At 60.0% G+C, this 15,650-nt stretch carries 14 protein-coding genes; 9 read left to right on the top strand and 5 right to left on the bottom strand.

All coding sequences use genetic code 11. The features are described 5' to 3' along the window. Positions 1 to 524 precede the first annotated feature (524 nt). The 8 genes from P5540_01640 to P5540_01675 all read left to right on the top strand — a co-directional run bounded on the left by P5540_01640 (position 525) and on the right by P5540_01675 (position 7,404). Positions 525 to 1,553 carry a hypothetical protein gene (locus tag P5540_01640; GenBank protein ID HRT63502.1) on the top strand — a complete coding sequence of 343 codons (1,029 nt, stop codon included), beginning with the start codon at positions 525 to 527 and terminating at the stop codon, positions 1,551 to 1,553. Positions 1,554 to 1,812: 259 nt separating this feature from the next. Then, entirely contained in the window at positions 1,813 to 2,520 is a 708-nt protein-coding gene (locus P5540_01645; GenBank protein ID HRT63503.1) for a hypothetical protein, read from the top strand. Between the two features lie 15 nt (positions 2,521 to 2,535). Beyond that, positions 2,536 to 3,420 carry a hypothetical protein gene (locus tag P5540_01650; protein HRT63504.1) on the top strand — a complete coding sequence of 295 codons (885 nt, stop codon included), beginning with the start codon at positions 2,536 to 2,538 and terminating at the stop codon, positions 3,418 to 3,420. Positions 3,421 to 3,463: 43 nt separating this feature from the next. After that, entirely contained in the window at positions 3,464 to 3,823 is a 360-nt protein-coding gene (locus P5540_01655) for a PqqD family protein (protein HRT63505.1), read from the top strand. Continuing rightward, positions 3,813 to 4,448 (top strand): ABC transporter permease, encoded by a 636-nt coding sequence (locus P5540_01660; protein ID HRT63506.1) that lies wholly within the window; start codon positions 3,813 to 3,815, stop codon positions 4,446 to 4,448. The genes P5540_01655 and P5540_01660 overlap by 11 nt, the downstream gene beginning before the upstream one ends. 10 nt (positions 4,449 to 4,458) lie before the next feature. Further along, complete coding sequence (locus tag P5540_01665; protein HRT63507.1) at positions 4,459 to 5,217, top strand: ABC transporter ATP-binding protein; 759 nt, start codon at positions 4,459 to 4,461, stop codon at positions 5,215 to 5,217. A gap of 70 nt (positions 5,218 to 5,287) precedes the next feature. After that, on the top strand, positions 5,288 to 6,019 hold the full coding sequence (locus tag P5540_01670; protein HRT63508.1) for a platelet-activating factor acetylhydrolase IB subunit: 732 nt from the start codon (positions 5,288 to 5,290) through the stop codon (positions 6,017 to 6,019). Between the two features lie 14 nt (positions 6,020 to 6,033). Next, positions 6,034 to 7,404, top strand: coding sequence for a hypothetical protein (locus P5540_01675; GenBank protein HRT63509.1), 1,371 nt, complete (start codon positions 6,034 to 6,036; stop codon positions 7,402 to 7,404). Between the two features lie 58 nt (positions 7,405 to 7,462). Here the strand turns inward: P5540_01675 and P5540_01680 are convergent, their stop codons facing one another. From P5540_01680 to P5540_01695, 4 genes are all read right to left on the bottom strand, one after another. Beyond that, on the bottom strand, positions 7,463 to 8,404 hold the full coding sequence (locus tag P5540_01680) for a hypothetical protein (protein ID HRT63510.1): 942 nt from the start codon (positions 8,402 to 8,404) through the stop codon (positions 7,463 to 7,465). Next, positions 8,401 to 9,195 carry a glycerophosphodiester phosphodiesterase family protein gene (locus P5540_01685; GenBank protein ID HRT63511.1) on the bottom strand — a complete coding sequence of 265 codons (795 nt, stop codon included), beginning with the start codon at positions 9,193 to 9,195 and terminating at the stop codon, positions 8,401 to 8,403. Before P5540_01685 ends, P5540_01680 begins: the two co-directional genes overlap by 4 nt. Before the next feature lie 151 nt (positions 9,196 to 9,346). After that, on the bottom strand, positions 9,347 to 10,528 hold the full coding sequence (locus P5540_01690; protein ID HRT63512.1) for a Gfo/Idh/MocA family oxidoreductase: 1,182 nt from the start codon (positions 10,526 to 10,528) through the stop codon (positions 9,347 to 9,349). 102 nt (positions 10,529 to 10,630) lie between these two features. Beyond that, the gene (locus P5540_01695; GenBank protein ID HRT63513.1) at positions 10,631 to 11,911 is read right to left on the bottom strand and encodes a cohesin domain-containing protein; all 1,281 of its coding nucleotides are present in this window, start codon (positions 11,909 to 11,911) and stop codon (positions 10,631 to 10,633) included. Between the two features lie 155 nt (positions 11,912 to 12,066). Between P5540_01695 and P5540_01700 the strand changes: the two genes are divergently transcribed. Continuing rightward, positions 12,067 to 13,725 (top strand): bifunctional serine/threonine-protein kinase/formylglycine-generating enzyme family protein, encoded by a 1,659-nt coding sequence (locus P5540_01700; GenBank protein ID HRT63514.1) that lies wholly within the window; start codon positions 12,067 to 12,069, stop codon positions 13,723 to 13,725. Positions 13,726 to 13,780: 55 nt separating this feature from the next. Here the strand turns inward: P5540_01700 and P5540_01705 are convergent, their stop codons facing one another. Further along, a complete protein-coding gene (locus tag P5540_01705; GenBank protein ID HRT63515.1) occupies positions 13,781 to 15,466 on the bottom strand; it encodes a hypothetical protein in 1,686 nt (561 codons plus the stop codon). Positions 15,467 to 15,650: the final 184 nt, after the last annotated feature.

Consider the following 15,650-nt stretch of genomic DNA (forward strand, 5'->3'; position numbering starts at 1 on the left):
TGTAACGCCGATTTCCAAATCGGCTTGCTGAAACACGATATGCCGATTTGGAAATTGGCGCTACAAAGCGGCCATTTTCAATTTCTCAACAAGATTTCGTTGCCCGATCCGACATGAAATGGCCCGGAAATGCCAATCTTCGTGGAAATTCTCATCTTTTTGTCTCAAGAATTCGCTACTCTCAAGAAATCAGGCTTCATAAAAAACAACAAGAAAGTCTTGGGCGATTTGTGCAACCAATTGAAGTTCCATGATTTAACGAGTGCGAAAATAGCGAGTTTTCAGTGCGAGCACGATGACGAGCAGGAAGAGAAACTGGGTTGTGGGCAAGGCCTACGTCAGTTTTTAGATTGCAACGTTCTCTCACTAAACGCAGATGCGTCTTGCAATTTTGGGAATAAAGCGGTAGTATGACATGCAAGGAAGTTGGGCGAGTTTGATTTGGGCACAAGGGAGGTATGCAGCAGGTGGATGCCCATCCACAAGATTTACGGGACAAGAGCCGGTTGTGTCCGGCGTGCCGCATGCCGATTAGCGCCCTGGCGACGAAATGCCGGTATTGCGGGGAGATGGTCACCCGCCCGATGGCGGAAGAGATTCGGCGCTTGAGCGTGTCGGATTTGGGCGGCGTTGAAGGCGCCCAGCCCGTTCTGAATGAATCCGTGGTGGACGCGCTCGACGCGTTTCGGCGGGAGGAACTCGAACGGGCGGCGGCCGAACGCCAGCAGCGCGAGGAGGAAATGTCCCGAAGTTGGTTCGCCCGCAAACATCCCACGGAAAAAACCGCGGCGCCCAAAGACGACATGCCGAAACTCGATGCGCGCAATCTCGAACTGTCCGAAATATCGCTGGCGCCGGCCCACAAGACGGTTCACAAGCGCCACGAACGGGTATGGACGAAAAAACTGGCGCTGGCCGCGTCGTTTGTGGCCGCAGTGCTGTTGATCTGGCTGGGCGGTGGTTTTGTAAAGGCGTACATAGACAGTTATTTGAATCGTGGCGCGCCCAAGCAGGAGGCCGCGTTGGAAAATCCGGCCGTAGCCCTGCTGTACCAGCCGGGGCGCACGCTCGACGCCTTGCAGGCGGCCGTGGATGCCGTGCGCAACGATCCGAACAACAGCGACAACCTCCGGGTGCTCGACCAGGCGCGCGAGCAGGTGCTGAAGGAAGCGGACGCATTGCTTACCGGCAATCCGTGGAGCCTGTCGCAGTTGGATCGCGCGTCCGCCCTGCTGGCAAGGGCTGTCGAAATTGACACCAAGAGTATGGCCATCAAGGAACTCAAAGCGGCGGTGGACGAGGAAGTCTATGCGTACAAAATGAATGTGCTGAGCGTCGATCCCGCCAGCGAATCGGCGACCATTCGCATCGTGTATCCCAACCGCCCCGAGGATCGCGTTATCAAGAAGAAAGACGAAATCGTCAATGGGCGGTTCAAAGTGAAACGGGTGGGGGAGCGCAGTGTCATCTTTGAGGACCCAAAGCGGAAGGACGCCGCCGGTCTGCCCCGCACCTTCTCGATTTCCCTTGACGGCATTGTCAGTGTACAATAGCCGTTCCCAATAGGATTTCCGAACGGGGATCACGGTGCAGCATGAGCAGCCGTGTTTTAGGCTGGAAGAGGGCTGGCGTTTGTTGGAAGGCGGTAAAGGCGGTTTTTGGGTTTCTTTGTCCGCAACTTCCGTGCAAGGCACACAGAAGCGGCGAACAATGAAATCATACCCTTGATTGGGACGTTGCGGCTGAGCCGCGTCAGGAATGGGTTTGTATTTCGGTATTGTGTTGTCGTCTCGGAGGATGATAGGAGCAGATATGCGCGCAATGAAGATAGCAGGGATATGGCTGTTTGCGGGGATTCTGTCGGTGAGTCTGTTGTCGTGCGCCCATGGCCGGGAATCCGCCGGGGCGCCGGTGTTCGAATCGAATGCCGCCGCCGATGCCGCCGGCAACGAGGCGATACTGCTTGATCTGGTGAAAGAGCATGTGGCCGCGACGGCCCGGAACGCCGGCGAACAAAAAAATCGCGTTGTCCGGCGCAAACCGTATTTCTTCAAACAATACGAGGTGTATCCGGAAGGGACAGAAGGCGCCAAGGCGATCGTGCAGGCCCAGGAATCGCGGAGCATTCCATGGGTGGGCGACGTCTCGCTGCCGAAACAGCGGTTTATTACCCGGTTTCACGCCAAACGCCGGGATGCGGAGAGCGACTCGAACTTTTTGCGCGAAACCGGCCGGGAGACGATCACATTCGAGTTGCGCAGCGGACGCTGGGTGCGCGTGGGAAGTCTGTTCTTGGCCGAAAAAAGCGAGGAAAATGTAAACGGCGAGTGGGTGCCCGTCAAGGAGACGGTGAAACGTACACCCGCGAGCGAAGATCGCCGCAAGGGATTCCTGGGCCGCACGTGGAACAAGCTTCTGGGGCGGCGTCCTTACGAGGAAGAACCCGCCAAGAAAGAAAAACCGGAGGAAAGCCCCGCAGCCCGACAGCAGCGAACCATCCAGCCCGGACGGGCTTTTTAGGTCCGGCGGCGCGCCATGGCCTTGACTCTGGCCCGATTCGGCTGGCAAGGCATCGAATTTTCCGTGCCTTCCGATTGGGAGCTCAACGCCTATCGCGGCGTTTACCCGGATGGGTTTGCCAGCCTCGACGACGGCCTTCACACGCGCCTGCGCGTCCGTTGGGAACCAGAAAAACGCCGGGCGGCCGATGTGAGGGCGGCGCGCGAGCTCTACATCCGCGCCCTTCAGAAGCGATTGGGCCGAAAAATGTCGTTGGAGAGTATCGGTCCGGAATTCCTGCCGAAACGATTCCGGGACAGGCACGACGCCTTGGTCTTTTCATGGCAGGCGCGGCAGGCCGCGATCGGCATGATTTGGCGCTGTCCCGAACGGCGCCTGCTGGGTTTGGTCGAAGTCCTTTTCCCCGGCGGGGACGTGGATCGCACCCTGTCTCGGCGGATTTTTTCGACCTTGGCCGACCATCGCGAGGATGGGCGGCAGTTATGGGCGGCATACGGGTTCCAATTTGAGATTCCCGGGCGATTCCGGCTTCAGCACGCCGAACTGGTTCCGGGCCGGCTGCGTTTTCATTTTCAAACGGGTCGCGACTGGCTACGGGTCGAACGATGGTCGGCCGCCTCGCAGTGGATGAAAGAAACGTCGTTGGATATCATGCCCGAAGAATGGCTCAAGACGTTGCGCACGGCGTTGTCCGTAACGCTTGAAAAGGCCGGGCACACGCTGCGCGCGCACGCCGCGGTGCGTTTCACATGCGAAACGCGGGAATATCTGCTGCGAAAATCGCATTTGAACGGTCTGATGTGGATATGCGCCGCCGAGGATCGCATGTATGTCGCCGCAGCCAACAATGCGTCCGAAAAAGAGGTCGAAGCCGTGGCCCGGACCATGGTTTGTGCGTGAGGCCGTTATGTTTTTCAGGCGAAAAAGACTGTCCCGATCCGACATGCTGGCATCGGCGCCGTGCGTCAATCCGGCCGTCCGCCTGACGGAATTGGACACGGGCGGGATCAGGATGGTATACGAGAAGGCCGGCGGGTTGCCGATTCGGGTGCTGCGGCATCTTTTTGCGATACCCCGGACGGCCGAGTTGGTGCTGGACGGCATCGGTTCGCGGATTGTGCGACAAATGGACGGCAAGCGGACCGTGCAGGATTTGATACGGTTTGTGTCCGGCGAATACAACCTGAGCCGCAAGGAAGCGGAAGTGGCGCTGCTTGCGTATCTGGACCGGTTGGGCCGCCGGAACCTGGTGGGATTTACAGTGGCTGCAAACATGGGTGAAACCGGCCGATATGACGAGTGAAATCAAGACGCGGGCGGGCATCAGGCGCCAGATCCGGCTGCCGAACCGGGAAGCCTTCAAGATTGCCCTGCGCAGCGTGCGGATACGCCTTTGGCGTTCGTGCATTACGATGGCGGGCATCGTGCTGACCATCGCGTTCCTTTCGAGTGTATTGACGTCGAATATCGCCGCGCAGGCGTTGCAGCCGTCCGGCGCCCAAACCATCATGGAGACGACCGGTAACCGCGCCACGCAGGTGTGGCTGGCCGCGATTTCGCTTCTGGTGTGCGTTGTCGGCATTACCAATGCCATGCTGATGAGCGTGACCGAGCGATACCGCGAGATCGGCACGATGAAATGCCTTGGCGCGTTGGACTGGTTCGTGGTCAAGTTGTTTCTTATCGAGGCGGGGGTGATTGGCCTGTTGGGGAGCCTGCTGGGCGCGGCGCTCGGTTTTATGTTTTCATTGCTGGCGTGGATGGCGCAATACGAGCACGTGTTTTCGGCCATGCCGTGGCGGGCGGTGTTCGCCCGGCTGGCGATGGCCGTTGTGGTCGGGGCTGTCCTGTCGGTGATTGGCGCCATTTATCCCGCGCGGCGGGCCGGCAAGATGCCCCCCGCCGACGCGATGCGAACCGAGGTGTAGGAGCCTGTCCATGACGGAAGCGGCGCTGCAAACCAGTCTCGAATACGCGGTCAAGACCCTCAACGTGACCAAAGAGTATGTCATGGGAAAACAAACCCTGATGGCGCTCAAGGGGGTCAGCATCGAAATCCGCGTCGGCGAGTATATTTCAATCATGGGACCGTCCGGTTCCGGGAAATCCACGCTGTTCAACATGATCGGCGGACTCGACAAGCCTTCGGGCGGCAAGGTGTTCATTGACGAGGTGGATATTTCGGGTTTGGACGCGTATGAACTGGCGTGGCTGCGCTGCCGCAAGATCGGCTATATTTTCCAGACCTTCAACCTGATCCCGGTGATGACCGCGCTCGAAAATTGCACGTTGCCGATGATCTTCGCCGGCATGAGCACGCAGGACGCCATGGACAAGGGCGCCGAACTCCTGAGCCTGGTCGGGCTTGGCGACCGCCTGCGCCACAAGCCGCTTGAACTGTCGGGCGGCCAGCAGCAGCGTGTCGCCATCGCGCGGTCGTTCGCGAACGATCCCACGATTATTCTCGCGGACGAACCGACCGGCAATCTCGACCTGAAAACCGGCAAGGAAATCATCGAACTGCTGCGTCGGCTCAACAAGGAAAAAAATGTCACCATCATCAGCGCCACGCACGACCTGAAAATGCTCGATGTGTCGGATCGCATTATCTGGATTCGCGACGGTTTGGTGGACAAGATCGAAAACCGCGCGGAGATTGACATAGATATTGGATCGCTCGAGGGCGAAGAGGCATAGCGCCGCCGGACGGCTGCCGTCCTGATACTCCGGCTGTCGAAAGGGCGCGAAAACGGATGGGAGACTTGAAATGAAGCACGTGGGCATGTGGCGCTTGCGCCGGGTTGTGTCGGGACTTTTCGTTGCGTTGTTCTGCGCGGGCGCGTTTGCGGAGAACGCCGCGATCAAGCCGGAACCGCGTCCCGACGATTGGTGGCAGACCCGCCACCGATCCATGAATGAACAGATCGCAAAGGGCGGGGTGGACATGATTCTCATCGGCGACTCCATCACCCATGGATGGGAAGGCGCCGGCAAGGCCGTGTGGGACAAATACTACGCGCCGCGCAAGGCCGTGAATCTCGGCATCAGCGGCGACCGGACTCAGCATGTGTTGTGGCGTTTGGACAACGGCAACATTGCCGGCATCTCGCCCAAATTGGCGGTCGTCATGATCGGCACCAATAATTGCGTCGCCAATACGCCGGAGGAAATCGCGGAAGGCATCGCGGCGATCGTGAAAAAACTACGCGATGGGCTTCCCTCCACCAAAATCCTGCTGCTGGCCGTTTTTCCGCGCGAGGAAAAGCCCGGCGAACTGCGCGCCAAACTGGGCAAGGTCAACGAAATCATCGCCCGGCTCGACGACGGCAAGATGATTCGTTTTCTCGATATCGGCCCGAAATTTCTTGAAGCGGACGGAACGCTGCCGAAATCCATCATGCCGGACGCGCTTCATCCCAATGAGAAGGGCTATGAGATTTGGGCGCAGGCCATCGAGCCGGTGGTTGCGGAACTGATGGGCGAGATTGAAAAGAAGTAACGGCGTGCGGACGCATGCCGTCATTGTGTAAGCGCGACATGAAACAGGATCCCCAGCCGAAAAAAGTTCCATCCCGTCGGGAACGCGAGTTCGCGGTGATGGAACTCATCATCCTGTGCGCGGCGGCGGTCAACGCCATGCTCGGCGCAGGCGACTACTCGAACAACGACGCGGAAAACAGCCGCCTCGCCACGGTGTACAGCCTTTCCAAATTCGGCTCGTGGAACATTGACCGCCCCGCGGGCGAGGCGCCCATACCATTCGAGCAGGGCACGATTGACAAAGTCATGGTCAACGGCCATCTATTGTCCAGCAAGCCGCCCATGATCACGCTGTGGATGACGGGGGAGTATCTGCTCCTGAACCGCGCCTTCGGCTGGGATCTCGACGACGACGAAAGCCTCGACAAGATCATGCGTTTTATGACGATGACCCTTGTCGGCGGCTCGTACCTGCTGGTGGGCCTTTTCTTCGCGAAGACGCAACGGCTGTTCAAGACGGATCCTCTGACCCGTGCGCTGTTGTTGTTTTGTGTCCTGTTTTGCACGCAGTTGTGGGGTTTTGCCACGCACCTGAACAACCATGTTCCCGCGGCGGCCATGCTGATGGTTGCGCTCTATTTTACGATAGGCCTGTTCAAAGGCATCCGCCGGCCCCGTCCCTGGCGGTTCGCCGCATTCGGTCTTGCGGGCGGACTCGTCCCTACGCTCGACATGCCCGCGACCATTTTCGTCGCCATCGCGGGGCTTTATCTGTTCGTGAAATTCCCCGCGAAAACGATCGCGATTGCAGGCATGGCGGCCGCGGCGCCGCTTTTGATTCACGCGGGCGCGATGTGGATGGCCACGGGCGATCTGCGTCCCGTGCAGATGCGCGACGACGTGTATTTGTACGAGGCGTCCTATTGGCGCAACCCGCAGGGGATTGACGCGCTGAACGAGCCCAAGGGAACGTACCTGTTTCACATGACGCTCGGCCGGTGCGGCCTTTTCTCGCTGTATCCCATCCTGTTGGCCGGGATGGCCGGGGCCGTGCGCGCGCTGGCCCGGCCGCGTATGCCCGCCCGTGAATTCATACTCGCGGGCGCGCTGGGCTTCGTAATACTCACCGCCTATTATGTGTTCAAAACCAACAACTACGGCGGCGAAGCCTACGGTTTTCGTTGGTACATCGTAGCCATGCCGCCGCTGCTGCTCATGGCCGAGCCGATTTTCGAGACCATGCGCGTTCGTTGGAAATGGTTGTTCGCCGGACTCATGATCGGCGTGTCGTTCTATTCCGCCTTTGAATGCGCACGGCAACCGTGGGGGGCGAATCGCGAGTGGACCTGCCGTCTCTTTTTGGGCCCCAGTTATGGCGTCGTCTGGCCGGAAAACCGAAAATAGCGGCATGCCGGGGGGGGAGGGGCAAACAATAGACTTGATGCGGATCGGAATCGAACTTTCACGATGCGCCCAATGCCGGCAGTAGAAGGGTGCGCGCCATGTGTTTGAAGCCCTCGTGGTTGAGGTGATCATGGTCGGCGAAGAACCGTGCCTCCTGCATCGTTTTCGACCAGTCGCAAAGCGTGAAGGGGTGCTGCGCGCGGCATTGTTCGAGAAATGCCAATGTTTTTCCGTGCCCCGGCTCCTCGCCAAGAAGCGTCGGCAGGATGACGACAAACGACCTGCTGCCATGACTCGCCGCCATGTCGAGAATCCGTACGACTTCCCGCGAGTACCGCTCGAAATTGGATGGATTTAGTCCTTCGGGATAGAGATTTTCCATGCGTTTGCGCAGCGCGGCGGGATCGGCGTGCGCCACGTCAACCACGCGGACGTCTCGATCCTTGACGAGCGGCCCGCGTTCGAACCAATAGCGCCCGAATTTCGAGCGGACATACGTCATGAGTCGTTCGGCGGGAAAACGATTGGCAATCAGTTTGGCCATGAAACGCATGCGGAACGGTTCGTAATAGACGAAGCGGTGCTCGCGGTTGAGGCGGTCCGAGAAGAGCACGAACGGATCGAGAAACAGCACGACGGCCTTGGCGCCGTTGCCGCGATCGAAAAAGTTTTCGAGAAAGAGGCGTTCGGGCAGGATGCCGCCGCCGAAGGGAATGGCCATGTTCAGAAAACGCAGGCCGAGATCGTTCACGATGAAATCATGATTGGCCTTGAATTCCGAAAAAATGCGCGTGCGCGAGGTCCCCAGCGACACAAAATCGAAAGGCGTGTTCCGTGGCGTCGCGTAGAGGATCGAATCGGTTTCCCATTGCGCGTAGGAACGATACGAACCGGTCGCCCACAGCGCCGCCCATGCCAGCGCAATGTTGACGATCGCGAGCATGCCCGCGCGGATGATGAATCGCCGCACATCGCGGCATTGGGCGGATTGTTCGCTCATGTTCGCTTCACTTTATTCGGGAAGAACGGCTCGAACACACTGTCAATCTGGAATCCCTCGATGCCTAGGGCGAGAAGGCGTTCAATGTCCTGCCGCGCGAGCGGCTCGACCGCATGCTTTGGATAGTGGAACGTATTGATGGATACGATGAGGAAGACGCCGAGCGCGTGCAGGCGCGCGACGGTCCGTTCGTCCAGTTCCGCGGCCCAGCCGAACCAGAATTCGCCCTTGACCGCCAGCGATTCGCCCGCCACGGCCAGCGCGACGTCGCCCTTGGGAATGGGAAACATGGCCACGCGCGCGAGATGTTTGCGGCGCCAGGACGAGTCCATGATGGATACCGTGGACGAAGCCAGAAAACGATCGCGCAGGAGCGTTTTCACGCGCTTCAGGCACGCTTCCGACATCTCGCCATTGGGCCTTGCGTCGTTGCCCAGTTTGTCGAGCATGACGCCGAGATTGCGTTCGGCGCAGACATCGAGCGCCTCTTCGAGGGTGATGATGTGCTCATCGCTGCCGCGATAACGGATGGCCGTCAGTTCCGCCGCTGTGAGATCCGCGATGCGCGCGCAAATGCCGCAGTTGATGTAGAGTCCGTCGTGCAGCAACACCGGAATGCCGTCGCGCGACTCGAACACGTCGAGTTCGACCATCGCATAACCGTGATCCGCCGCTTTTTCGATTGCGCGCCGTGAGTTTTCCGGCGCGTCCGCCTCGATGACGCCGCCGCGATGGGCCACGAGAAACGGCGCCCGCGCACGGACACTCTCTATATCATTTACGTCAAACATGGTTATTTTCTCTTAGAACGAGCACGGAAAAATTGTAGGACAGGCTGTCCAGCCTGTCAGGCGTTGTGCGTTTTGCGGTTCCACAAAGGAGACGCGACAGGCTGTCTCGCGAAATGCGATCAAGTGACCTTTCGTAAATGCTCTTATCCATTCAAAATGTCTGTACCGGCATTTCGGCGCCGCCGCGCTCGGCGGAGACGTAGGCGCTGTAGATGGTTGAGATGCTGTCTGCGGCGAGCCGGCTGTCGCTTTCGAGCGGCTCGCCGAAGGCGATGGTCCGATAGAACGCCTCGATTTCCTGGGGATAACCGGTGGACCAGTCCTCGTCGGCGGGCATGGCGGTCCAGCCCTGTTTCGTGCCGATTTTCTCGACGGTGTAGATGTCGGCGAAATTGGCGTCGATCGGGTTATACACTTGCATCGAAGTGTTCGGATTGATGTTGCAGAGGGTTCGGTGGTTGTTCGCGCAGACTTCGAGCCAGTTGTGAATGCCGCCGAGAACGATGTCGGAGGCGAATACGGTGGCAAGCGTGCCATCCTCGAATGTGACGTGCATCACCGAGAAGTCGTCAATATCGTGGTAGTCTCGGCGGATATGGCCCTCGTCGCGGAAATTGGGCATCCGTGTGATGGCATGCGTCCGTGCGCTTACGCTTTTCGGTCGGATGGGCTGTCCGTCGCGCGCACGGCCCTCGACGCGTTTCAGGTACAGGGCCGCCGTCAAGGGGTGGCAGCCTTTGCCGATCATCACGCCACCGCCGGAGTATTTCCAGTAGGCATAGGTCGGATTGTGCGATCCGGAATGCGATTCCTCGCCGTGGATCCATAGGATCTGCGCGCCGGTCTTTTCGATGATTTCGCGTTCTTTCTGGACAGAGGGCGCATAGACCCAGTTTTCCGCGTAGAGGATTCGGCCCGCGCTCTTCGCCTCGGCGTCGAGCATGCGTTCGACGCTGGCCATGCCGTGCCGGAGCGCGTCTTCCTTCGGGAAGCGATCGCCGTGAAAGCCTTCGGATCCGTCGCCGCAATACCCCGTCAACGGTTTTTCGACTATCGCGAACTTGTCCTGCTTCAGCGCCGCAACGGCCACTTCCTCGTGGGCGGCCACGAGCACGCAGCAATGAATGACGTCTACGTCGTCGAGCAAGGCGTCGAGTGAATCGTAGGCTCGGATGCCTCGTTCGGCGGCATATCCGGCCGCCTGTTCGCGGTCGAGCGCATATACGCCTTGCACATCGGCGTCAACGCTGTAAACCTTGCGGATCGCTTCCCAATGAAATCGCGCCGAGAAGCCGGCGCCGACGATGCCCACGCGCAAAGTTGGCTTTTTCATACGGGTTTTCCTCCGGGTTGCCTTTTCATGGATATACCCCATGCACGGGGCGCTGAGCAAGGAGGATAGTTATATCCGAAACGAAATGCCGGGATTTGGGAATCAGGCGCGCCGGTTTTTTCTCACACGGTGCAGGAACATGAGCAGGGCGCATGTTGCCGCGCATGCTACAAGGTTGCCCCGTTCGGGCAGGAGGCCCGCGGCTTCGGATTCCGGCAGGCCGCGGAATCCTTGGGCCGGTTCGCTTAGATCGCTTTCGCAGCCGTTGGCATGTCGGGCGGCGACCCAGTAGGTGTATTGGAAGAAATCGAGGACGAGCCGTCCCGAACAACCGGCGGCAATCCCGTACTGGGCCGCGGGCGTTGTCGTGTCCATGAAAGAAAACGTGGCCGGCATCCAATCCGAGATGGGCTGGCGCGTGGCGGGATCGCTGTTGTTGCTGCGGTAAATCCGGTACTCGGCGCCATTGGGCACGCCGTTCCACATCAGCAGGACGCCGTCGCTGTGTCCCCGCGTGGCGGTCAGGCCGGTCGGCGCATCCGGAATCTCGTTGATGACCAAGTCCACCGGTCCGCCGGGATCGCTGGCGCATTCCTCGGCGTTGCGCGCGCGCACCCAGTAGTACAGGCGGCAATAATTCGGAAGATTCGCCAAAATGGAAGTGTCCACATATTGCCGGGCGGTGGACGGCAACCAATCGGTGATAGCCTCGGCCACGGACGGGTCACTCGTTTCCCCGCGATAGATTTGGTAGGCTTCGGCGCCGGCCGATTCGCCCCATGTCAACCCGGCGCCTTCCTGCGCGTCGAACCACCCCGCGACGGGATTGGGGGTCGGCGGTCCGCTGCAGATAATCTCGATGGCGCCGGCTGTCGCGGACACGTCGATCCTGGCCGCCAACGGGTCTGCGGCGGAAAGCGCCCCGTCTCCACTGGGACAGGTCAACGGCACGATTGTGCCTTGCGGAGCGGTGCTCGACACATGAAAGACGACATTGAATAGAAGACCGTCATTCATGGCGTTGTCATTGAAACCGGCCACAACCACGTTCAACGAACCGGAAGGAAGTTCGAAGGCCGTCACCACCTTGTCGGCGCCCACGGCCGCGGCGCCGTCTTCCTCCTCTACATAGGACACATAGGTGGGATTGAATCGAATCGTCATTTTGATTACGGCGGGCTTCAGTCCATTGGTCTGAAGCGTAACGGGCACCGATACATCTTTCCCCGGACGGGCCTCGCGCGAAGCGACGGCGATATTGATGGCCGTCTTCGCTTTGGCCGATGCCGAATCGCCGGCGGCGACACAGACGGCCGGAACGGCCAGCGCCGCCATCAAAACCAGCCGCACGGCCGTCCCCCGGCCCGTTGCCCATTGCCTCATGCCATGACTCCTTATGCTGCCGGACTTGCCGGCCGCGAATGCCGGAAGGTCCAAGTCCTTATTCGTACAGTAACTTACATTGCATGCGCCTGTCAAGGCGAAAGGCGTTCACACATTGCGTCGCGTTCCGTGCGCGTGCTATCGTTTTCGCCGTCATGATTGGTGTCACCTGTTCAAATTGCGGGACGGAGATTCTCGTTCCCCCTACAGTACAAGGAAAGCCGGGCATTTGTTTCGGCTGCGGCGCCGCCTTGCGCGTGCCCGACTACTCGAATATCCCCCGGTTGAGGGAATTGGTCTTCTCGGCGGGCGACCGCATCGCGAATCGTTACAGCATCGAGGAACGCATCGGCCAGGGTGGCATGGGCGTCGTCTACCGCGCCAAGGACACGCTGGTGGACGAGGAAGTGGCGCTCAAATTCCTGAAGCCGCAATTGCTGCGGACGCAGCAGGGATTGGCGACCTTCATCCAGGAAGCCCAAATCGCGCGCCGTCTCCGGCACGACAACATCGTGGCCGTCCACGACATTTCGTGGACCAGCGAGGGGATTTTGTTCCTGTCCATGGAATTTCTACGCGGCCAGAGCCTGCGGGCGCTGCTGAGGCGGCATCGCTCCGAACGGCGGTTGCTGGATGTGCGTTTCGCGGTGCATGTCTCGGCGTGCATCCTCGATGCGCTGGCGCATGCGCACCGCACGGTCGTCCATCGCGATCTCAAGCCGGAAAACATCATGATCCTGCCCGGCGAACACGTGAAAGTCCTCGATTTCGGGCTTGCCATGGCCATCGAAGAAGAGTCGGCCCGCAATGCGCGCAACGGCACGGCGGCGGGCACCTTCGCCTACGCCGCCCCGGAACAAAAGCGGGGCCAAGCCGTGGATTTGCGGGCGGACTTGTACACGGTCGGGTTGATTTTTTATGAATTGCTGACGTTGCGAACGCCGATTGACGAACAAATACCCATCCCCAATATTCGCCGCGACGTTTCCCCTTCGCTCATGGACATTCTGGCCCGCGCCCTGACCCTTGACCGGGCGGAACGATGGCCTTCCGCGTCGGCGTTTCGCCGGGCGCTGCTGCAGGCGTTCGAGCAGTCGTACCGCGCGGCCGCGACGACGCCGTCCGCCTATACGCCGAGCGGCAAGGCCTCGACCGAGGGGATGGTCTATCTCGAAGGCGGCAGTTTTCTCATGGGCAACGATCTCATTGTGGAAGAGGCGCCGCAATTCGAGGCGCATGTCGAACCCTTTTACATGGACATTTACCCGGTCACGGTAAAACAGTACAGGGCTTTCCTGGAGGCGACCGGTCGTCCAGCGCCCCGTTCGCTCGAGGATCCCAATTACAGCGGCCCGAACCAGCCCGTTGTCGGCGTGACGTGGGACGACGCCAATGCCTATGCGGCATGGGCCGGCAAGCGCCTGCCGACCGAGGCGCAATGGGAATTCGCGGCGCGCGGCAAGGAAAACAGGCCCTATCCATGGGGACATTTGGAGCCGGACACCAACCACTGCAATTTTCGCGACTACCTCAGTATGCCGTCCATCGTCACGATGCACGCCGAAGGCCGGACGCCGGATGGCATTTATGATATGGGGGGGAACGTATACGAATGGACCCTCGACGCCTTTGTGCCCTACAAGACGGCCATCGAGGGGCGGATGGAGGAATCCAGGACTCCCCTGCGTTCGGTGCGCGGCGGATGCTGGAACAGTCCCGCGCAGGACATCCGCTGCACGCACCGCAAGGGACTCTTCCCCGAATCGCGCCTAAATACCGTCGGGTTCCGTTGCGTGCTGCCCGCGCAGTCCTGAACAAACCGGATGCGGGTATTTTCTGGAAATATCAAGCCGGTAACACCGTCTTGGCTTAATTTCCGCCGACAGCCTGGATATAGTCCTTTTTCCTAATTTTATAGAGGATCGCCCCATCGTTTTCATCCCGGCGGTAGGCCCGTTCCGCGAGAAGCCGGATATCTTCCGGAATCGGTGGACCGCTTTTCGCCAGCACGATGTTGACGGTGTATTCGCCGGCAACGTGGTCGAGCGCGCCGCAGATGTCTTTCATCGCGTGCGCGGGGTAGACCTGCTTGAGCGAATAGGCGAGAGGCAGCGGTGGTTGCGAGGGCATGGCCAGGATTTCGCAGGAGGGATGCGGTGTGAAGCAGACATCCGCGAATCCGGTGCGATCGTGAATGAAACGCCCGTAGACGACGGGGTCTTCTTTCGGCGGCGGCAGGAATTGTCTGCGCGCCTGCGGCCACAACGTTCCTGTGTATGCAACCGCCGCGATCAGCAGAAGCGGGGCCAGCATGCGCAGCGTCCATGCGCGCCAGGGGGACGCGTTCCACGCCAGCACCGTCGCGGGCAACAGCGCCAACGGGATCATTGCCAGGGGAATCGCGAACCGTGCCGCGGCGAAGAAATGAAACACATGGGACGCATGCTGGGGAAAGACGCACACCTGCATCACGCAAGGCGCGATGGCAAGGAACATGACGGCGATTCCGCCGCGTACCGGCGCGCCCGGCGGTTTTCGCCAAGCGGCGCGAACCGCGGCGTACATCAGCAGCAAGGCGACGGCGGCCAGACAGGCGATTGCGGCGTATCGGCCCGCGGGACCGAATCCGCGCACCAGATGGAAATTCCAGAAGTGGTTGTCGAAGGAGAAATGGCTGAATTGTCCATGCTGCATGCCCGCGCGTTCCTGGAAGCGCCCCGCGATGACGGTGAATTGCCGGAATCCATGCAACTGCGCGGCGAACAGCCCCAGGGCCAAGGCCGCCGGCCATCCGAAAGCAAGGCTTCCGAACAGGAAACGTTTTGCGCGGGCGCCCATTGCGCAGGCCTGTTCGCAGCGGGTCATTTCGCCGCCCGCGACTCGTTTCAGGTACAGGCAGAACACGGCAAACGCAAAAAGCCAATCGGTCAACAGGCCGAGGAAGGACAAAACGCCCTGTGCGGCGGAACAAAGTCGGCGGATTCCCTTTCGATCCGATGCGTCGCGGACGGCCTCGAACAGGATATACAGCGCAAACAGCGGGATCGCCGCGACATCGTGCAGATAGCCCATTTGAAATTCGAAAAACGGCGACGGCAGAAAGAGGATGCCGACCGCTGGGATGATGGCGAGAAGCGTTGCCGCGAACAGGCCGCCGCGCATTCGCCGCGCCACGAGCAAGACCGTCAATGATGCCGCCGTGGCTGCGACCCATTGGCCGATCAATCCGTAGGCCATGACCATTTTCAGCGAGGGATCGCGATGCAGCAATGTGCTTATGGCGTGAATCGGCAGAACGACGCCCGGCGGGTACGAACTGTAGATTGCCCGGGATTCGAGTGTGGGCCTTTCGATGGAAGCCGGTTCCCAGAACAAGCCGAACCGCAGGTTGATTGCGCCTTCGCGATACCATGTCCGCGCCCAAAGGACCGACGCGGCCTGCAGCCAGGTGTCCGGACACACGGGGCTCGTTCCAAACCATGGGGAGCGCAGCATGACGCTGTGCGCAAACAGGCCGGACGATATAACGACAAGCAGCACTACCGCCGCACGCATCCGGCGTCCGTTTCCGCGTTGCGGGGAAGCCGGTTGCCCATTTTCCCCTTGAGGGGATACGAGAGGAGGGTTCGTCGAAACATCCGCCGGCGTTGCGTCATGCGAAGATTGTCCGTTGGCAACGCCATCCCTGTGCTTGTGCCCTTCGCTCATGGAACGCGATTTCCCATGTGACCCGCGGCCG

This window comes from Candidatus Hydrogenedentota bacterium (assembly GCA_035450225.1).
In the GTDB taxonomy this organism is placed as follows: domain Bacteria; phylum Hydrogenedentota; class Hydrogenedentia; order Hydrogenedentales; family SLHB01; genus DSVR01.